Annotated in this window: 21 protein-coding genes and 1 tRNA gene; 12 read left to right on the top strand and 10 right to left on the bottom strand. The window is 60.7% G+C overall.

All coding sequences use genetic code 11. From position 1 onward, the window contains the following. Positions 1-70: 70 nt before the first annotated feature. Positions 71-898: a type I methionyl aminopeptidase gene (gene map, locus EOB49_RS00435; protein ID WP_013532002.1), complete on the top strand. Its 828-nt coding sequence runs from the start codon at positions 71-73 to the stop codon at positions 896-898. 26 nt (positions 899-924) lie between these two features. On the opposite strand, the gene EOB49_RS00430 is transcribed toward map, so the two are convergent. Genes EOB49_RS00430 through EOB49_RS00420 form a run of 3 tightly spaced genes read right to left on the bottom strand, consistent with a single transcriptional unit; the run spans position 925 to position 3,907 of the window. Then, positions 925-2,250 (bottom strand): HAMP domain-containing sensor histidine kinase, encoded by a 1,326-nt coding sequence (locus EOB49_RS00430; protein WP_127379820.1) that lies wholly within the window; start codon positions 2,248-2,250, stop codon positions 925-927. After that, positions 2,247-3,008 (bottom strand): response regulator transcription factor, encoded by a 762-nt coding sequence (locus EOB49_RS00425; protein ID WP_032900681.1) that lies wholly within the window; start codon positions 3,006-3,008, stop codon positions 2,247-2,249. Before EOB49_RS00425 ends, EOB49_RS00430 begins: the two co-directional genes overlap by 4 nt. Positions 3,009-3,049: 41 nt before the next feature. Then, the gene (locus EOB49_RS00420) at positions 3,050-3,907 is read right to left on the bottom strand and encodes a MipA/OmpV family protein (protein ID WP_127379819.1); all 858 of its coding nucleotides are present in this window, start codon (positions 3,905-3,907) and stop codon (positions 3,050-3,052) included. Between the two features lie 234 nt (positions 3,908-4,141). On the opposite strand from EOB49_RS00420, the gene radC reads away from it, so the two are divergent. The 7 genes from radC (at position 4,142) to EOB49_RS00385 (ending at position 10,234) form a co-directional block, all read left to right on the top strand. Beyond that, positions 4,142-4,903, top strand: coding sequence for a DNA repair protein RadC (radC, locus tag EOB49_RS00415; protein ID WP_127379818.1), 762 nt, complete (start codon positions 4,142-4,144; stop codon positions 4,901-4,903). Positions 4,904-5,057: 154 nt separating this feature from the next. After that, complete coding sequence (locus tag EOB49_RS00410) at positions 5,058-5,942, top strand: cytochrome c oxidase subunit II (protein WP_127321125.1); 885 nt, start codon at positions 5,058-5,060, stop codon at positions 5,940-5,942. A 24-nt stretch (positions 5,943-5,966) separates the two neighbouring features. Next, positions 5,967-7,736 (top strand): cytochrome c oxidase subunit I, encoded by a 1,770-nt coding sequence (ctaD, locus tag EOB49_RS00405; protein WP_127321124.1) that lies wholly within the window; start codon positions 5,967-5,969, stop codon positions 7,734-7,736. Beyond that, positions 7,733-8,437 (top strand): cytochrome c oxidase subunit 3, encoded by a 705-nt coding sequence (locus tag EOB49_RS00400; protein ID WP_127379817.1) that lies wholly within the window; start codon positions 7,733-7,735, stop codon positions 8,435-8,437. Before ctaD ends, EOB49_RS00400 begins: the two co-directional genes overlap by 4 nt. A 12-nt stretch (positions 8,438-8,449) precedes the next feature. After that, positions 8,450-9,172, top strand: a complete 723-nt coding sequence (locus EOB49_RS00395; protein ID WP_127379816.1) for a heme-copper oxidase subunit III family protein — start codon at positions 8,450-8,452, stop codon at positions 9,170-9,172. 9 nt (positions 9,173-9,181) lie between these two features. Continuing rightward, a complete protein-coding gene (locus EOB49_RS00390; RefSeq protein WP_127379815.1) occupies positions 9,182-9,583 on the top strand; it encodes a cytochrome C oxidase subunit IV family protein in 402 nt (133 codons plus the stop codon). A gap of 177 nt (positions 9,584-9,760) precedes the next feature. Continuing rightward, positions 9,761-10,234 carry an aminoacyl-tRNA deacylase gene (locus tag EOB49_RS00385; RefSeq protein WP_127379814.1) on the top strand — a complete coding sequence of 158 codons (474 nt, stop codon included), beginning with the start codon at positions 9,761-9,763 and terminating at the stop codon, positions 10,232-10,234. 49 nt (positions 10,235-10,283) lie between these two features. On the opposite strand, the gene EOB49_RS00380 is transcribed toward EOB49_RS00385, so the two are convergent. The 5 genes from EOB49_RS00380 to tig form a co-directional block, all read right to left on the bottom strand. Then, positions 10,284-11,096, bottom strand: coding sequence for a DUF2189 domain-containing protein (locus tag EOB49_RS00380; RefSeq protein ID WP_127379813.1), 813 nt, complete (start codon positions 11,094-11,096; stop codon positions 10,284-10,286). A gap of 337 nt (positions 11,097-11,433) precedes the next feature. After that, positions 11,434-12,405, bottom strand: a complete 972-nt coding sequence (gene cyoE, locus EOB49_RS00375) for a heme o synthase (RefSeq protein ID WP_127379812.1) — start codon at positions 12,403-12,405, stop codon at positions 11,434-11,436. 137 nt (positions 12,406-12,542) lie between these two features. Beyond that, a complete protein-coding gene (locus EOB49_RS00370) occupies positions 12,543-12,923 on the bottom strand; it encodes a cytochrome c family protein (protein ID WP_127323209.1) in 381 nt (126 codons plus the stop codon). Positions 12,924-13,115: 192 nt separating this feature from the next. Beyond that, a complete protein-coding gene (locus EOB49_RS00365; protein ID WP_127379811.1) occupies positions 13,116-13,640 on the bottom strand; it encodes a hypothetical protein in 525 nt (174 codons plus the stop codon). Positions 13,641-13,800: 160 nt separating this feature from the next. After that, positions 13,801-15,267, bottom strand: coding sequence for a trigger factor (gene tig / locus EOB49_RS00360; RefSeq protein ID WP_127270945.1), 1,467 nt, complete (start codon positions 15,265-15,267; stop codon positions 13,801-13,803). Positions 15,268-15,642: 375 nt separating this feature from the next. On the opposite strand from tig, the gene EOB49_RS00355 reads away from it, so the two are divergent. Next, positions 15,643-15,727: transfer RNA gene (locus tag EOB49_RS00355), tRNA-Leu, on the top strand. Between the two features lie 90 nt (positions 15,728-15,817). Here EOB49_RS00355 and EOB49_RS00350 read toward each other — a convergent pair. Further along, positions 15,818-16,396 carry an NUDIX domain-containing protein gene (locus EOB49_RS00350; RefSeq protein ID WP_127379810.1) on the bottom strand — a complete coding sequence of 193 codons (579 nt, stop codon included), beginning with the start codon at positions 16,394-16,396 and terminating at the stop codon, positions 15,818-15,820. Between the two features lie 223 nt (positions 16,397-16,619). Between EOB49_RS00350 and EOB49_RS00345 the strand changes: the two genes are divergently transcribed. The 3 genes from EOB49_RS00345 to EOB49_RS00335 all read left to right on the top strand — a co-directional run bounded on the left by EOB49_RS00345 (position 16,620) and on the right by EOB49_RS00335 (position 18,519). Then, positions 16,620-17,723, top strand: a complete 1,104-nt coding sequence (locus EOB49_RS00345; protein ID WP_127321241.1) for an NADH:flavin oxidoreductase/NADH oxidase — start codon at positions 16,620-16,622, stop codon at positions 17,721-17,723. 247 nt (positions 17,724-17,970) lie between these two features. Then, a complete protein-coding gene (locus EOB49_RS00340; RefSeq protein ID WP_127379809.1) occupies positions 17,971-18,249 on the top strand; it encodes a DUF982 domain-containing protein in 279 nt (92 codons plus the stop codon). A 30-nt stretch (positions 18,250-18,279) separates the two neighbouring features. After that, the gene (locus EOB49_RS00335; protein WP_127379808.1) at positions 18,280-18,519 is read left to right on the top strand and encodes a DUF2188 domain-containing protein; all 240 of its coding nucleotides are present in this window, start codon (positions 18,280-18,282) and stop codon (positions 18,517-18,519) included. A gap of 151 nt (positions 18,520-18,670) precedes the next feature. On the opposite strand, the gene EOB49_RS00330 is transcribed toward EOB49_RS00335, so the two are convergent. Beyond that, the gene (locus EOB49_RS00330; protein ID WP_084016230.1) at positions 18,671-18,952 is read right to left on the bottom strand and encodes a hypothetical protein; all 282 of its coding nucleotides are present in this window, start codon (positions 18,950-18,952) and stop codon (positions 18,671-18,673) included. Between the last annotated feature and the right edge of the window lie 66 nt (positions 18,953-19,018).

The following is a 19,018-nucleotide window of genomic DNA, read 5'->3' as shown; positions in this document are numbered from 1 at the left end:
CTCAAGTGCCAAATCTGGGGAAATTTCCACGCTGGCTCTCCTGCAGAGCCCTACCCGCTACACGGACAAAATGGTCACCTATCTCGACGCTGCCACGGCCCCGCTCAGAAATACCGGCCAGATCCGCCTCTATGGCGAGGACGGCTTTGCCGGCATGCGCAAGGCATGCGATCTCACGGCACGCTGCCTCGACGAGTTGGTGCCGATGGTCCAGCCCGGCGTCACCACCGAAGCAATAGACCGCTTCGTCTTCGAATTCGGCATGGACCACGGCGCGCTGCCGGCGACGCTCAACTATCGCGGCTACACGAAATCGTCCTGCACCTCGATCAACCATGTCGTCTGCCATGGCATTCCCGACAACAAGCCGCTCAAGGATGGCGACATCGTCAACATCGACGTCACCTACATCCTCGACGGCTGGCACGGCGATTCTTCGCGCATGTATCCGGTCGGCACGATCAAGCGCGCCGCCGAGCGGCTGCTCGAAGTCACGCATGAATGCCTGATGCGCGGCATTGCAGCGGTCAGGCCGGGCGCCCGCACCGGTGCCATCGGCGCCGCCATCCAGACCTTTGCCGAAGGCGAGCGCTGCTCGGTGGTGCGCGACTTCTGCGGCCACGGCGTCGGCCAGTTGTTCCATGACGCGCCGAACATCCTGCATTACGGCAGCGCCAATGAAGGCGTCGAGATGCGGCCAGGCATGATCTTCACCATCGAGCCGATGATCAATCTGGGCAGGCCGCATGTGAAGGTTCTGTCGGACGGCTGGACTGCGGTGACGCGCGACCGCTCGCTGTCGGCGCAGTACGAGCACACGATCGGCGTGACCGACACAGGGTGCGAGATTTTCACGCTGTCGCCCAAAAAGCTCGATCGCCCCGGCCTGCCGGCTTAGAGCGCGTCTGCCCGGCAGGAGGCCGTCTATGCCGACTGCACGCCAGCGGCATTCGGCAGGTCGATGGTGACGACCAGTCCGCTGGGCTGGTTGTCCTGCAATTCGATCCTGCCGCCGTGGCCCTGGACGATGTCGGCAACGATCGAGAGGCCCAGACCGAAGCCATGCTTCGATGCAATGCCGCGCGACGCATCTTCCTTGAAGAATGGTTCGAAAACACGGGCGCGTGCCGTCATCGGAATACCCGGCCCGCCGTCCCCTACCGTGATGCGCGCCGCCGTGCCGGTCGCCGTCAAGGCGACCGTGACGTTGCCAGCGAATTTAACCCCGTTGTCGCAGAGATTGGCGATCGCACGCGCCAATGCATTGGGCTTGCACCAGCCCAGGAGCCGGTCCGGCCCGGAATATGAGACAGGAAATCCGACATCTGAGAATTCGGCGCAGGCGGTTTGCAGAACGCTGGCAATGTCGGCGAGCTGCAGCTTCTCCGTCGAAACATCGTTGCGCAAATAGGTCAGGGTCTCGTCGATCAAGATTTCGATGTGCTGGACATCGGACAGGATTGCGGTTCGGATGGGGCCATCATCCATACGCTCGGCGCGAAGCCGCAGCCGCGTCAACGGCGTGCGCAGATCATGACTGACGCTGCGCAACATGCGTGTGCGGTTTTCGATCATCGTGCGGATGCGCGTCCTCATCCTGTTCAGGGCGCGCGCCAAGCCCACCATTTCAATGGAGCCGTGTTCGACGAAGAGCTGTTCGCCATTCTCGATCTCGGCCGAACCGACTGCTGCCGAGATGCGCTTCAATGGATCCGTCACGGCCCAAACCGCAAACAGCCAGATCAGCACGGGCAAGGCGACGAAAGCCATGAACCTGTAGAACGAGGCACGGACGAGGCCCGATGTCAGCCAGGAATCGGGCATGCCGAAATGGGCCAGGACGTCCTGCTGGTCCAAGTCGATGACAAACGCGTATCGGCCGCCGATCCTTAGCCAGCGTCCATCAACCGTCCCCCTGTCGATACGCAAAAGCCATTCGACACTTCGCCATTGCAGATAGGACTGGGGAATGCCGGCTATCTGGTCCTTGGGCAATATCTCGAAATCAAAGCCGGCCCGCTTTGCTGTCGCCAGAATTGCGCCACGCGCCTCCGCCGGCGTTTCTAGCAACAAGGCAGCAACAACGCCTGCACGCCTTGCGTTATCTTCCGCTGCGGGAAGGTCGACGTTCTCTATGAAACTCTCAACGACCGAACCGACGAACATGATCACGATCACCGCGATGAAAATGATCGCCACAAACTGCCCACGCACGGACTGCGGCAGGAAACGGCGGAGGATATCACTCATGCTTCCTCCACCGTCGCGGTGAAGATATAGCCACCCAACCGAACGGTCCTCAAAAGCACCGGATCGCGCGCATCCTTTTCGATCTTCCTGCGGATTCGACTGATATGGACATCGACGCTACGCTCGATCGGCCCCGCGAGCCCGGCATGGGTTACGCCCAGAAGTTCCTCGCGAGAGAGAACCCGGCCCGCATTGCGACAAAAGGCAAGCAACAGGTCGAATTCATGCGTCGTGGTCGTAACCCGCGCATTGTTGGGGTCATGCAATTGCCGGCGTATTGGATCGAGGCGCCAGCCGTTGAAACGGAGCACCTTCGACCAGTCCCGCTCGTCTGGAGCATAGGCTGTACGGCGCAGCAGCGCCCGTATCCTGGCCGTCAGTTCGCGCGCGCTGAACGGTTTCGTCACATAATCGTCGGCGCCGATTTCCAGCCCGAAGATGCGGTCGATTTCCTCGCCGAGCGCGGTCAGCATCAGGATCGGAATGTTGGTTCCGGCACGAAGACGGCGGCAGATGTTGAGACCATTTTCGCCCGGCAGCATGACATCGAGCACGATGAGATCGAATTTCTGGTTGCGAAGCGCGGCGTTCATCTGGACGCCGCTCTCGGCAATTTCCACGATCATGCCGTTGTCGGTGAGCGTCTCGCCCAGCATGCGCGCGATCTCAAGATCGTCTTCGACAATGAGGATGCGCGAACCTTGCCTGGCCGACCTGGATTCGGCGCTCAAATCGCTTTGGTGCCGTTGCTGTGCCATTCCGGAGTTTGTCTAGCCTGCATTTGGTGCCTGGGTAGGCGTCAGAACCGATATCCGACGAGAAGCATCCCTGAAGGCTGGATCTTTTCGAGGACAACAGGGCTGTCGGCAGCATCACCCAAGAGAACACCGACCCCCGCTTCGCCGCGCACCATCCAGCTCTCGTCGAGCATATATGTGGCGGAAATCGAAAAATCGGCGCGCTTCAAACCGGCGCCGGCATCATAGCGCGCCAGCCCCGAGCGAGCCGATTGTTCGGGCGTGACACCAAAATAGGCCTGCATGTAATTTTCGTCGGCAAAGACAGCGGACGCGCTGGCGCCGATCATCAACGATTGAGACAGAGGCCGGGTCACCTCGATCCCCACCCTGCCCTCCAGGCCATCGCTGCCGCCGATGGTCTTGTCGAGTTGCGCGAATATCTCGGCCGGACCGAACTTCGCCGCTGCCTTCACGCCGACCGTCGCGCCCATGTCGACGTCCCCCAAGCCGCGCAGATGGTCGGAGTCGTCTTCCTTGCGGCCCATCTCGTAGCCAAGCCGAGCGCTGAACGCGAACGGTCCTTGTTCATAGACGGCGATGTTGGCACCTGTCGGGTCGATCGTCACCGTATCGAGGAATGTCGCCGTGACGAAAGGCACCGGCATGATCTTGAACTCATTGCTGCCTTCATATTTGGGGACGATGATGGCGCCGCCGCCAAGCACGACATGCCAGTCGGCCAGCTTCTGTTCGAAACGCCCGAAACGGGAAGGCTCGGGCGGCAGGGTAAAATCATCGGAATTCACCGCAATGGCGTCTGCCGCCAGCGCGCCCTCCGAATGCATCGAAAGCAGGATTGCCATGGCCGCGAGAGATGCCCGGCCGGCCAACAGTCCAGAGTCAATTTTGGCGAACATGCGCGCTCCAGTATAGCGAGGCAACGAGCCTCCGATGGCGCCAACATGTCAGGTGAAAGTGGCCGCATGCGTTAAGTGATGTTAAGTTTTGTTGCGCAATCGTGGTTTCATCTTGCCGTATGAGAAAGCCATAGCGACGATCTGCCGTGGGACGTCTCGCGATCGGGGAACAAGACTGTTTCAATCCCGGCCAGAACAGTTCTAATGTCTGCGCTGGAGCAATGTGGGCGGTGTATGGGGAACACAAACGACGACGACGAGCGGAGTTTCTTCTCCGAAGCGCCGATGCGGCCTGCGGCGAAAGCCAAGGCGACGCTCGACGAAAAGCCGCATTACCTCGGTCACCGCGACCGACTGCGCGAGCGTTTTGCCCTGGCGGGTCCGGACGCCCTGCCCGATTACGAACTTCTGGAACTTCTGCTCTTTCGCCTGATCCCTCGTGCCGACACCAAACCGGCGGCCAAGGCGCTGCTGGCGCGCTTCGGCACGCTGGCCGAAGTGCTCGGGGCGCCGGTTGGCCTCTTGCAGGAGGTCAAGGGCGTTGGCCCTGCGGTGGCGCTCGATCTCAAGATCGTCGCGGCAACCGCGCAGCGCATGGCGCGCGGAGAGGTGCAGGGTCGCGAAGTCCTCTCGTCCTGGACACAGCTTCTTGCCTATTGCCGGTCGGTCATGGCCTTCGAGGCGCGCGAGCAGTTCCGCATCCTGTTCCTCGACAAGAAGAACGCGCTGATCGCCGACGAGGTTCAGCAGACAGGCACCGTCGACCATACGCCCGTCTACCCGCGCGAGGTGGTCAGGCGCGCCCTCGAACTCTCGGCCACCGCCATCATCCTGGTCCACAATCACCCGTCGGGCGACCCCACACCCTCACGAGCCGATATCGAAATGACGAAGGAGATCATCGAGGCGGGCAAGCGGCTGGGTATTGGCGTGCACGACCATATCATCATCGGGCGGAAGGGATATGCCAGCATGAAGGGCCTGCTGCTGATCTAGGAACGGCCCTTCTCGAAGGTCGCTGTAGCAAAAAGGCGGTATTTTTCCCGTCAAGATAGTCGGCTCTGGAATTTCGATCGCAAAAAGAGCTATGATGAACTTGGCATTCGCCGGGACAGCTTCGATCGCCCTTTGAATGCCGGGAGGACGGGACATGGCCGTAGCGCTTGTACTCGTTTTGATCGTTGTGGGCTCGGTGCTGTTTCACCTGCTGAGTCCATGGTGGTGGACGCCTATTGCCTCGAACTGGGGCTATATCGACAACACCATCAGCATCACCTTCTGGATCACCGGTGTCGTCTTCGCCGCCGTGGTTCTGTTCATGGCCTATTGCGTCTTCCGCTTCCGTCATCGGGAAGGGAATCGGGCTGCCTACGAACCGGAGAACAAGCGCCTCGAATCGTGGCTGACGATCGTCACCGCGGTCGGGGTTACGGCGTTGCTGGTTCCCGGCCTGTTCGTCTGGAGCCAGTTCGTCAACGTTCCCAGCGACGCAACCGTGGTCGAAGTCGTCGGCCAGCAGTGGCAGTGGAGTTTTCGTCTGCCTGGCAAGGACGGCAAGCTTGGCAGATCCGACACCCGCGAGGTCACCGCGGACAATCCGCTGGGCGTGATCGCCGGCGATCCCAACGGTCAGGACGATGTCGTGGTCGAAGCGGCTGATTTGCATTTGCCGGTCGGCAAGCCGGTCAAGATGCTGCTCCGCTCGATCGACGTGCTGCATGATTTCTACGTGCCGGAGTTCCGCGCCAAGATGGACATGATCCCGGGCTCGGTCACCTATTTCTGGTTCACGCCGACCAAGACAGGAACCTTCCAGGTGCTGTGCGCCGAGCTTTGCGGCCAAGGCCACCCTCTGATGAATGGCATCGTCATAGTCGACACCGAGCAGGACTATGTGGCCTGGCTCGACCAGCAGCAGACATTCGCGCAATTGTCGGCGCCCCAGCAGACGGGCTCGGCGCAACAGGCGCCGGGCAAGGCAACGGCATCAGCTTTAAAAGTTGCGGCAAAACTCGAAACTGTCGGGTCCCGCTGAAAAGGGCACGGAGGAACTCCTCCTATGGTCGATATCACGCCTGCAGATGCGGTCCCGGCCGCCGAAGTCCCGGAAATGGAACTCTACCATCCGCACAGCTGGTGGACGAAGTATATCTTCTCGCAGGACGCCAAGGTCATCGCCATCCAGTATTCGGCGACGGCGACGGCAATCGGCATGGTGGCGCTGGTGCTGTCCTGGCTGATGCGGCTGCAGCTCGGTTTCCCCGGCACGTTCGACTTCATCACCCCGGAAGCCTATTACCAGTTCATCACCATGCACGGGATGATCATGGTGGTCTACCTGCTCACGGCGCTCTTCCTGGGCGGCTTCGGCAACTACCTGATCCCGCTGATGGTCGGAGCTCGCGACATGGTTTTCCCCTATGTTAACATGCTGAGCTACTGGATCTATCTGCTTGCCGTGGTGGTTCTGGTGTCGAGCTTCTTTGCGCCCGGCGGACCGACGGGTGCCGGCTGGACGCTTTATCCGCCGCAAGCCATCATGACCGGTACGCCAGGCGGCCAGGACTGGGGTATCATCCTGATGCTTGTCTCACTGATCCTGTTCATCATCGGCTTCACCATGGGCGGCCTGAACTATGTCGTGACGGTGCTGCAGGCCCGCACGCGGGGCATGACGCTGATGCGCCTGCCATTGACGGTCTGGGGCATCTTCACCGCTACCGTCATGGCGCTGCTCGCCTTCCCGGCGCTGTTCGTCGCCTGCGTGATGATGTTGTTTGACCGTGCGCTCGGCACCTCCTTCTTCATGCCGGCGATCGTCGAGATGGGCGAACAACTGCAGCATGGCGGCGGCAGCCCGATCCTGTTCCAGCATCTGTTCTGGTTCTTCGGTCACCCCGAGGTCTACATCGTGGCACTGCCGGCCTTCGGCATCGTCTCCGACCTGATCAGCACCCATGCGCGCAAGAACATCTTCGGCTACCGGATGATGGTCTGGGCGATCGTCGGCATCGGCGCGCTGAGCTTCGTGGTCTGGGCTCACCACATGTATGTCAGCGGCATGCACCCCTATTTCGGCTTCTTCTTCGCCACCACGACATTGATCATCGCCGTGCCGACCGCCATCAAGGTCTACAATTGGGTGCTGACGCTGTGGCGCGGCGACATCCATCTCACCATACCGATGCTCTTTGCCCTGGCCTTCATCGTCACCTTCGTCAACGGCGGCTTGACCGGCCTGTTTCTTGGCAACGTCGTCGTCGACGTTCCATTGTCGGACACGATGTTCGTGGTTGCGCATTTCCATATGGTCATGGGCGTCGCTCCAATCCTCGTGATTTTCGGCGCAATCTACCACTGGTACCCCAAGGTAACCGGTCGGATGCTGAATGAGACGCTCGGCCAGTTCCACTTCTGGGTCACGTTCCTAGGCGCCTATCTGATCTTCTTCCCCATGCACTATCTTGGCCTGGTGGGCCTGCCACGGCGCTATGCCGAACTGACCGACATGACGATCATGACGGAATCGGCCCACCACCTGAACTCCTTCATCAGCATCATGGCGTTCATCGTCGGCTTTGCCCAGATCGTGTTCCTGTTCAACCTGATCTGGAGCATCCGTCACGGCCGTGAGGCCGGCGGCAATCCCTGGCGCGCCACGACGCTCGAATGGCAGACGTCCGAAACCCCGCCGGCCCACGGCAATTTCGGCAAGGATCTGCCGATCGTCTATCGCTGGGCCTATGACTACAGCGTGCCGGGCGCCAAGGAGGATTTCATTCCGCAGAACGTGCCAGGCTCCTTCGGCACCTACAAGGAGCCGGCATGAGCGTCATCCTGGTCTTCCTGCTGGTGGTCGTCGCCTTTGTCGGATGGTGGCTTTCCCATCAGCGGCTGATGTCGAAGCCATGGCTCGAGCAAGGCATGGCCGAGGATTTTGTCGCCCTCGACCGCTCGGCGCTGCCGACGGCTAAGATCGGCCTCGGTGTCTTCCTCGCCGTTGTAGGCTGCCTGTTCGCGCTGTTCACCAGCGCCTACTTCATGCGCATGGCGCTGTCGGACTGGCAGCCGCTGCCGCTGCCGCGCCTGCTCTGGCTCAACACCGGCGTGCTGGTGCTCAGCAGCGTCGCGCTGCAATGCGCCTCGGCCGCCGCGCGCAAGCGGCAGAGCGATATGGTCAGACTCGGCCTCGCCACAGCCGGGCTCACGGCGCTTGCCTTCCTGGTCGGGCAGTTGGTGGCATGGCGGCAGTTGGCCGAAGACGGCTATCTGCTGAGCTCCAATCCGGCCAACAGCTTCTTCTACCTAATCACCGGCATGCATGGCCTGCACATACTCGGCGGGCTGGTCAGTCTCGGCAGAACGACTGCCGGCGCCTGGAATGAAGCGCGGCCGGAACGGCTTCGCCTCGGCGTCGAGCTGTGCGCCATGTACTGGCATTTCCTGCTTTTCGTCTGGCTCGCCATATTCGCCCTGCTTGCCGGCTGGGGCGCTACGTTCATAGACATTTGCCGACAATTGCTGACCTAAGGGATCAAGCGGATGTCCGAGACGACAATGACGCATATCAGCCAAACGACGCCCCGGCCAGCGGGTTGGCAAGGCATTGCCGCCGACTGGTCCTCGGATCAGCGGGCGTTCAAGAACGTGTCCTGGGGGAAGGCCATGATGTGGATCTTCCTGCTCAGCGACACCTTCATCTTCGGCTGTTTCCTGCTCTCCTACATGACCGCGCGTATTTCGACGCGCGTGCCGTGGCCCAACCCGAGCGAGGTCTTTGCGCTGCACATAGGCGGCTCGAATGTTCCGCTAATCCTGATCGCCATCATGACCTTCGTGCTGATCTCGAGCAGCGGCACGATGGCCATGGCGGTCAATTTCGGCTATCGCCGCGACCGCCGGAAGACGGCAATTCTGATGCTTCTGACCGCGGCACTCGGCGCGACCTTTGTCGGCATGCAAGCCTTCGAATGGACCAAGCTGATCACTGAGGGGGTGCGGCCCTGGGGCAACCCCTGGGGCGCCGCACAATTCGGTTCGTCTTTCTTCATGATCACCGGTTTCCACGGCACCCATGTGACGATCGGGGTAATCTTCCTGCTCATCGTGGCGCGCAAGGTCTGGCGCGGAGACTACGACACCGGACGGCGCGGCTTCTTCACCAGCCGCAGGGGTCACTACGAGAGCGTCGAGATCATGGGGCTCTACTGGCACTTCGTCGACCTGGTCTGGGTGTTCATTTTCGCTTTCTTCTATCTTTGGTGAGAGGCAGATATGGCTGAAGCAACCGCAAACGGCCTCGGACAACACGGACTTGGCGCTGGTCACGCCCATGAAGCTCGGACGGCTGCCCCCCATGCCGAGGTCCATCAGGAACACCCGATCAAACTCTATCTGGTGGTCTGGGCATGGCTGTTCATCCTAAGCGCCTGTTCCTACATGGTCGATTATTTCGGCCTCCACGGCTATCTCAGATGGTCGCTGATCCTGATCTTCATGATGCTCAAGGCGGGCCTGATCGTCGCCTTCTTCATGCACATGGCTTGGGAGCGGCTGGCGCTGACCTATGCGATCATCCTGCCGCCGATACTGGTGCTTGTGTTCGTGGCCATGATGGTCTTCGAAGCGGATTACACGCTTTTCACCCGGTTGGTGTTTTTCGGAGACGGGCCCTGAATCAAGAGCTGGGTGAGATCCAGCTGCCCCGACTTCAGTTGTGCGACGATGCTGCTTGCCGTTCGGTTGCCTTGAAACAACGGGCGGCTGGTCCATTTTCCAGATATCGGAAGCGACATCGGCAGAATGACTTCTCTCGTTCTACGCGCGTCGCGAAGTCTGGCAAGGGAGGCCAAGATGACGATCGCAAACAGATTAAGGGCTTTCATCGACGGCAAGGGAATTTCCTACGACACCGTCGCCCATCATCGCACTTCAACAAGCCGGCAGTCGGCAATAGCCGCGCATGTGCCCGGCAGCATCCTGGCGAAATCCGTGGTCGTTCACCACGAGCTTGGCTATACGCTGGCCGTGGTTCCGAGCACCCACAGGATCGAACTTGGCAGGTTGCAAGATGTCATGGACAAGCGTCTCGGACTCGCCTCCGAAGACGAGGTGGTTTCGCTCTTCGATGATTGCGACACCGGCGCCATTCCGCCGATCGGCGCTGCCTATGATGTACCGGTGATTGTCAAAGAAAGCCTCGCCGATGCCGCCGACGTCTACTTCGAAGGCGGCGACCATAGAACGCTGGTGCATGTCAGTGGCGCGGATTTCCGTAACCTGATCATGGGCGCACACCAGGCTCGCTTCAGTCACCCGGCTTACTGACAGTTTCGATCAGAACCGCCCCCTCGCCTGTGCGGCGAGGAGACTTCGCTCAAACCGCCGGCCTTGCGGGCGGCTCCACGACCTTGCGGTAGACATGCCAGGTGGCGTGACCGAGGATCGGCAACACGACAGCCAGCCCGACGAACACCGGCAGCGAGCCGATAATCAGGGCGACGGCGACGATCAGGCCCCACACGGCCATGGTGATCGGGTTCGCCAGCACCACACGCACCGAGGTGTGGATGGCTTCGTAGGCGCCGACGTCCCGGTCGAGCAACAATGGGAAGGCGACGACCGTTGTGCACAACACCACCACAGCGAAGACCAAGCCTATGGCGTGCCCCAGGATAATCAGCGTCCAGCCACGTCCGGTGGCAAATATTTCATTGATGAAGCCGGATATCGATTCAGGCGGAGCCGGGCCGAAAAGGTATTGGTAGAACATCTGCGCGGTCAAAAGCCAGGTGATGAAGATTGCAAACAGCATGATGCCGACCGCGGCAATGGCCGGCAGCGCCGGAGAATTCCTGACCTCGAAAGCATGCCTCCAGGAGGAGTCCACGCCGGCTTCCCGTCTGCGGCTGATTTCATAGAGGCCTATCGCCGCGAATGGGCCAATCAAGGCGAAACCGGAGACCAGCGGAAACAGCAACGGCAACGCATTGGCGCCCGAAGTCCAGGCGGCGAGCACGACACCCACGAGCGGATAGATCAGACAGAGAAAAACGATATGTGACGGTTTGACCATGAAATCGTCGACGCCCCGCCTGAGCGCGTCGAAAAGGTCGGAAACACCGATTTTTCGAATTTTGGTATGTTCCAGCGTCTCGCTGGCGCCTGCTATCACATGAAAGCTAGCCATGACCATTCCTCCAGACCAGGTCCGGTAAGGTCGCGGCTTCGCGGTGCTGCCGTTTGCGTGGCCACGCAAAACCGCGACCTGCACCGCAATCAACATACTCTCTTGCCAGAGACTTGTCGCCCTTTGTCAGAAGGGTCCCGGCGGTTCGGCTAGCTCTGGTGGTCTTTTTTCGATATTCTCGGGTTCAAAGGTGAAGGTCATGGATGGAAGGACGCTTCTCATACTCGGCGTCGGCGTGGTCGCCCTGCTGATCCTGGGATTCTGTGCGATTCCTTCGTGATGTTCGAGCCGATTCTGGTCCGCAACGCCTTCAATTCGGCAGTACAGACTGGCTGCCTCATCCGACCAGTATTCCGTTAACAGCGGTCTTGCCGTCAACTCCAGTTGACGTGGACGCTCGCATCGCGATCGTATCGGCAAGCAGTATGGCAAAGATCGCGAAAAGATAGAAAATCGAGAAGGCAAACAGCGCCTTTGCAGGCTTCATCTCCTCTTCGGGAGCGATCAGGACCTTCCAGGCGTGCCAGATGAAACCCGCGCCCAATGCAGTCGAAACAATTCCATAGAACCCACTCGCGAATCCGAACGCCCAGGGCAGCACGCCGATTGGCGCCAGGAGCAGCGAATAGGCGAACATCTGTTTTCTGGTCGAGGCCAAGCCAACCACGTTCGGCATCATCGGGATACCCGCAGCGGCGTAGTCGCCGACCTTGAACAGCGCGAGTGCCCAGAAATGCGGCGGCGTCCACAGAAAGATGATCAGAAACAGGATGAAGCTTTCAACGCCGATCGCGCCAGTGGCGGCCGCCCAGCCGATGACAGGAGGAAGGGCACCCGCCGCGCCGCCGATGACGATGTTCTGCGGCGTCGAGCGCTTCAGCCACATCGTATAGATGACAATGTAGAAGAAGATGGTGAAGGCCAGCAGCGATGCGGCAAGCCAGCCCACCAGCACGCCGAGCGTGATGACCGAAAGTGCGGAAAGCACCAGGCCGAAGCCGAGGGCTTCACCCGGCGTGACGCGGCCTGACGGAACCGGCCGCTTTGATGTGCGCGACATCAGCGCGTCGATGTCGGCGTCGTACCACATGTTGAGAGCCCCGGCCGCTCCTGCTCCGATCGCAATCGCACCGATTGCAATCACGGCGATGACCGGATTCATCGCACCGGGCGCCGCCATCAGGCCAACGAACGCAGTGAATACAGCAAGCGCCATGACCCGCGGCTTTAAAAGCGCGAAGAAATCACCCGCAGTCGCTTCCGAGAGGCGGATGTCGGTATCCTTGAGGCGGTTTTCCCTAGTCGACATCTCTGATGGAAGCACCTGGGCCATGATCCGAACTAAAGGCGCGAGCGAAAACTGAAAACCGGTCTTTGCTTACGCTGCCCTAGTTCGGATAAGATCACAGTAAAACAAGAGGTTAAACGCAGGACGGAGGTGTCAGGTCACTTGGAGAACGTTTTCAGATAGGCAATGACGTTGGCCACGTCCGCATCGTTCTTGAGGCCGGCAAACGCCATCTTGGACCCTTTTACCATGGCCTTGGGATCGTGAAGATAGGTCGTCAGTGTTGATTCATCCCATTTGAGGCCGGATTTGCCGGCCGCAATCATGGCATCGGAATATTTGAAATCTGGATGCGTCCCCGCGGTGCGGCCGATGACGCCGTGCAGCGATGGACCGATCTTGTTCTTGTCCTCCTCCACGATGTGGCAGGCCTTGCATTTGGCGAAGACCTTCTCGCCAGCAGCAGCATCCTGAGCCTGCGATGGACCGGCGACGAAGGTTGCAACAGAGATGACGGCGAAAAACGCGACTAAGCGCATGACTTTCCTCCCTGATCGTCAAATGTGCCCGAGACGATCCGCGCGTGCCGATCACACCAGCAATAGGCCTTGCACGGCGGAACAGATTATCCGCTTCTCCCCCCAAATGGAATTACGGCACCTATATACCACAGAGTCTGGCCGGCGGGTAGAAGAGGTCGACCGTACAAGGTTGAGGTGGCCTACAGTGGCTCAAGGTACATCCGTGTTGCAGCTGCCGGCTACCTGGTTGACCGCTTCGCCGAACCCGGCGAGGTCGAAATCGGCCTCGCCGCGCCCCGCCAGCAGCCCGAACCGCCACGAAAGCTGGAGCCGGTTCGCGGCGACAAGGCGCCTGATGCCATCGGCGCCATCGCGCACCAGCATCCGGCCGCGCGGCCCGACCGCCCAGCTTTCATCGAACTTGCTCTCCTGATCGACCGTGATCGACATGGTGATCTTGCGGCTGGCCGAAACAGCGTCGTTCAATTGCAGCCATTCAGTCCAATGCGGCTCGCCGTTTGCCCGGCAGGCAATCGTCAGGATCGGGCTGTAGCTCAAGGCACCGCCGCCGGTGATCAGCTTGTTGGTTGCGTAGAGCGAGGCCGTGACAAGGCCGTCTTCACTCGTGCCGAAGCGCCAGTTGTCAGGCACCGTGCCGGCCTGGGCGATGCCGCAGACCGAGACAAGGACCAGCGCGATTGCCGAAGCGTGTCCCAATTCGACGAACAGTCTCAACACGCCCTCCAACAACCAAGCGGCTTGCAATAGAAGCGCAGATAATGATCAAAGCTTGGTCGCCACAGGCCGCCGCTCGCGAAGCATGGCGGCTGTTGCAGTTTGGCAACGAAAAAGGCCGCCTCGAGGGCGGCCTTCCTGTTTCAGCGGAGCGCTGGTGTTATTCGGCGGCCTTCTTCTTCGGCGCGGCCTTCTTCTTGGGCTCTTCCGCGTCGTCGGCCTTCTTGGCGTCGGCCTTCTTGGCGGCGGCTTTCTTCGCCGGCTTCGCCTTGACGGAGGTCTCGTCCTCTTCGTCGTCGGCCATCAGCTCTTCCTTGCTGACCTTGACGTCGGTGACCGAAATCTGACCGAGCAGATGGTCGACCACTTTTTCCTCGAACATCGGCGCCCGCAGCGTGTTCAACGCTTCCGGGTTGTTGCGGTAGAACTCGAAGACTTCCTGCTGCTGGTTGCCCGGATAGCGGCGCACCTGCTCGAACAGGCCGCGCTGCAGCTCTTCGTCCGATACGGTCACGCCGGCCTTCTCGCCGATTTCAGCCAGCACCAGGCCGAGACGCACGCGGCGCTCGGCAAGCCGCAGATACTCGGCACGCGCCTCTTCTTCCGTCGTCTCTTCGTCGGCGAAGGTGCGTCCGGCTGCTTCCAGGTCACGATTGACCTGCGCCCAGATGTTGTTGAACTCGGCGTCGACGAGCTTCGACGGCGCCTCGAACGAATAAGCCGCGTCGAGCTGGTCGAGCAGCTGGCGCTTCACCTTCTGGCGCGTCATGGCGCCGAACTGGTTCTCGATCTGGCCGCGTACGACGTCGCGCAGGCGCTCCAGCGACTCCAGGCCGAGGTTCTTGGCGGTCTCGTCGTTGATTTCCAGCGCGCCGGGCTGGGACACTTCCTTGACGGTGACGTCGAAGGTCGCTTCCTTGCCGGCAAGATGCGCGGCCTGGTAGTTTTCCGGGAAAGTCACGGTGACCTGCTTTTCGTCACCGGCCTTGGCGCCGACCAGCTGATCCTCGAAGCCGGGGATGAATTCCTTCGAACCCAGCACCAGAGGCTGATCGGTGCCCGCGCCGCCATTGAAGGCTTCGCCGTCGATCTTGCCGACATAGTCGATGGTGACGCGGTCGCCATTGGCGGCCTTGCCGGTCTTCGGCTCGTAGCTGCGCGCCGATTCGGCAACACGCTGGACCTGCTCGTCGATCTCGGCATCAGGCACGTCGAACACCTGGCGTGTCACCTTGATGTCGGAAAAGTCCTTGATCTCGATCGCCGGGATGATCTCGTAGTTGAGGCGGAATTCGAAGTCGGCGCCGCCGGCCAGGATCTTCTCGGCTTCCTTCTCGTCCTCGGTCATGATGACTTCGGGCTGCATGGCAGCCTTTTCACCACGCCCGGTAATGATCGAACGGGTCGAATCGTTGAGGATTTCGTTGACCACTTCGGCCATGAACGACTTGCCGTAGACCTTGCGCAGGTGTTGTACCGGCACCTTGCCTGGGCGGAAGCCGTTGATGCGGACCTTGTTGCGGGCATCCGAAAGCCGCGCCATCAGCTTGGCTTCCATGTCACCGGCCGGCACGGTGATCTTGATCTCTCGCTTGAGACCGGAGTTGAGCGTTTCGGTGACCTGCATCGTAAAACCTTTGTTTTCACCAATGAGACTGCCACGGCCTCTGCCGTTCACAGCCTGCCGGTATATTCTTGCCGGGAATGGCTTTTGGTACGGAACCTGGCGACTTGACCGAAAACCCGGCTCAAACTCTCCCAAACTGCGTTCCAAAATGTGAATAAGTTCTTGTTTTTCCTACTTCTTATCACATTCTGCAGAAGCGGATCGTCGCGTCCCGTCACATTTGACACGCCTTTTGTCACAGGCGAGGCCAATTTTCAACAGTCTTCGCATCCCGGCGAATAACCAGCATTTGGACCTGACCACATCTTGTCCCTGACCTCTACGTCTTGTCTCCGACATTGACAGAATGATGGCCACATGGGATTGCCGGTCCATGCGGATGTGGCGGAACTGGTAGACGCCCTGGATTTAGGTTCCAGTGCCGAAAGGCGTGGGGGTTCGAGTCCCTTCATCCGCACCACCCTTCGCTCTTCGAGCTTCGGGTGGCGGGCCACCCGAATAGATGAAGGAGTGTCCTCCCGAAGCCTTGGCTAAGGAGGACCGGCGCCGTTCAGGCGGCGATCGGGTTGAGCTTTAGATGCTGGATCAGGATAATGGTCTTGGCGTCGATGATCCGGCCATCGGCGATGCCGGCCAGCGCCTCGTCGAGCGGCATTTCCAGAACCTCGATGTCCTCGCCCTCTTCTTGCGCGCCGCCGCCGGCCGAGATGCGGTCGGCGGGTGAATAACGGGCGATGAAGAACCAGAGACGTTCGGTGACGCTGCCGGGGCTCATATAGGGCGAAAACAGCCGCTCGACGTTCTGCAGCCGGTAGCCGAGTTCTTCCTCCGCCTCCTTGCGGATGCAGGTTTCGGGATCGTTTTCGTCCAACAGGCCGGCACAGGCCTCGATCAGCGGCTCGCGGTGGCCGGTGACGTAGGCGGGATAGCGGAACTGGCGCACCAGAAGCACGGTCGAACGCAAGGGGTCGTAAGGCAGGATCACCGCGCCATCGCCGCGATCATAGGTCTGCCGGATTTGCGTCTCCCACTGCCCGTCGCGCCGGCGGTAGTCGAGGACGGTCTTCTTCAGGACGGCCCAGTCGTCGGAGAGGATTTCCTCCGAACGGACGCGAATACGATCTTCCATCGTGGTCTCCATGCAAAAGCGCGTCGCGCTTTATGCTCCTGTTTTATGCATGTCGCTCTCCCAAACCGGGCCACTTTTGGCGCCATGCATTGCCGAGGCGTATCCGCGAACCGGCATTTCGGCAATCCCGTCAGTGATTGGTCCAGAACCCCTTTCACCGCCTCGTGTCTGGCGCAGGCGCCATCGGTCGCCTAAATAGCTGCGAACCCTCCCGGAGTTTCTCATGACAGCGTCGCTTTTCCAGTCGATCACCCTCGACGGCCTCACTTTCCCCAACCGTATCGCCGTCGCGCCGATGTGCCAGTATTCCGCCGACGACGGCTCGGCCAGTGACTGGCATCTCCATCACTGGATGAACCTCGCAATGTCCGGCGCCGGCATGGTCACGGTCGAGATGACCGATGTCGAGCGGCGCGGGCGTATCACCCATGGCTGCCTCGGCCTTTATTCCGAAGACAATGAGGCCGCCGCCCGCCGCGCACTGGACGCCGCACGACGCGTCGCCGCACCCGGCACGAAATTCGGCTCCCAACTCGCCCATGCCGGCCGCAAGGCTTCGAACCGCAAGCCGTGGGAAGGCGGCGGGCCACTGCAGCCAAATGAGGATCCCTGGCAGACCGTCTCCGCCTCGGCCATCCCCTACGACACCGGTTGGAACGTGCCGCACGCACTGGAGGACGAGGAGATCCTGCAACTGATCGAGCGCTTCGCCGAAGCCGCAAGACGGGCCGAACGCGCCGGCTTCGATTTCATCGAACTGCATGCCGCGCATGGCTATCTGATCTTCCAGTTCCTGTCGCCCTTGTCCAACCAGCGCACGGACCGCTGGGGCGGCTCGCTGGAAAACCGCATGCGTCTTGTCGTCGAGATCGCCAAGGCGGTGCGCAAGGCTACGCCAAAGCTGATGCTCGGCGCGCGGCTGTCGGTGATGGATTGGGTCGATGGCGGCTTCGACGTGGCGGACGCGATCGAAGTGGCCAAAGCGCTCAAGGATGAGGGCGTTGCCTATCTCTGCTGCTCGAGCGGCGGCAATTCGCCGTTGCAGAAATTGCCCACCGGCCCCGGCTATCAGGTGCATCTGGCGGAAGCGGTGCGCAAGGGTGCTGATATTCCGACCCGTGCCGTCGGCCTGATCGACGACCCCAAGCAGGCCGAAGCGATCCTCACCGAGGGCCGCGCCGACATGGTGGCGCTGGCGCGGGCCTTCCTGGCCGATCCGCGCTGGGGATGGCGTGCGGCGGCCACATTCAGCGAAACGATTCACCCGGCGCCGCAGCTTGCCCGTTCGGTGACCACGATGCAGCATTGGATGAAGGCGACGGGCTGAACGGTCCGCGCTCCCGACACGCGCGCCCTCCTGCCTCCAGACGGCCTGACGGTGCTTCGCTGCTATTCCGTCCGCAAGCTGTTGGCGTGGAGTGGGCGTGGCTGGGCTTGGGAGGAACCCTGTTCAGGGCATTCTTGCCGGTTGCGGCGCAGACCGCAGGTGTAGAGCCTTCAAACAGCCTCTGAGACGTTTGGGCGCAGGCTGACGGCCATGGTTGCAACCAAATTGGCTGCTTTGCGTTGCGGCCATGATGGACAACAAACCTTTTGAAGTGCCGGTCGTCGTCGAACTTGGCCACGTCGGCAAATATCGCCGCATCCGCAGCGCCCAGGAGGCCGCGGAATGCCTGATGACGGTGTGGCCGCTCAATCGCGGCCCGCGCCATCGTGATGCCCTCGACACTTGCCTCAAAGTGCTGGAAGGTTATCGTTCGACAGCAGATGCGCGCCGGGCGCTGATTGAAGCCGCCAAGGAATCGGAAGTGCTGGTGCCCGACGACAGACTGCCCGACGACCGGCTGCATTGAGCAGACGGACCTTTCAACCGGAGGTTTTCCATGGCGAAGCTGACTTACAAGATCGTCGAACATGACGGCGGCTGGGCCTACAAGGTCGGAGCGACCTTTTCCGAGACGTTCCCTACGCATCAGGACGCATTGCGTGCGGCCGAAATCGCCTCGGCCGAGCAGCAGATCGCAGGAGCGACCGACGGCATCCAGTATGAGGACGCCGAAGGCAAATGGCACGAGGAACTGGCCGACGGCCGCGACCGGCCGCAGACAGAAGTGTCAGATTAATTCGCTATCGCGGTTGATGTTGAGCGGTCCGGCAGGCGCCGACCGCAGCGCCGTCCGAGAGAGGACGCGCCATCGGCCAGCGATTGGCCTTGCGGACTAGCCCTTGAACATCCAGAAAATCGGTATCCGCTTTTCGGAAATCGCGTTCTGGCTATTTGCCGCAATACTGATCGTTGACGTTTTGCCCAGCGTTAGCGTCCGGGCCTGGCGTGTTGTGGGCACATGGGCCTATCGCGCCGGTATTGCCTTGGGTGTTCAACCCGGAGCCGTCACTGATGCTTCCCGTGGTATAGGGATCGACAGTTGTCTGGTCGTTGTTGCCGAATAGCCACCAGTCGCGATTGTTGGAATACCTGTCGTCCAGTGACTGCGCCATCGCCGATGTTGCGAGACCGATCGTCAGAACAGATGCTGCGAGAATTTTTGTAACCATTGAATCACTCCGTATCTTAGCCGCTTTGGTGCGACACTCATAAAACCCGGTAGTCAGCCGAATGGT

Source organism: Mesorhizobium sp. M7A.F.Ca.MR.148.00.0.0 (assembly GCF_003997735.1).
Classification (GTDB): domain Bacteria; phylum Pseudomonadota; class Alphaproteobacteria; order Rhizobiales; family Rhizobiaceae; genus Mesorhizobium.
Note: the sequence above shows the minus strand (reverse complement) of the source record. Positions and strands in the feature narration are given on the sequence as shown.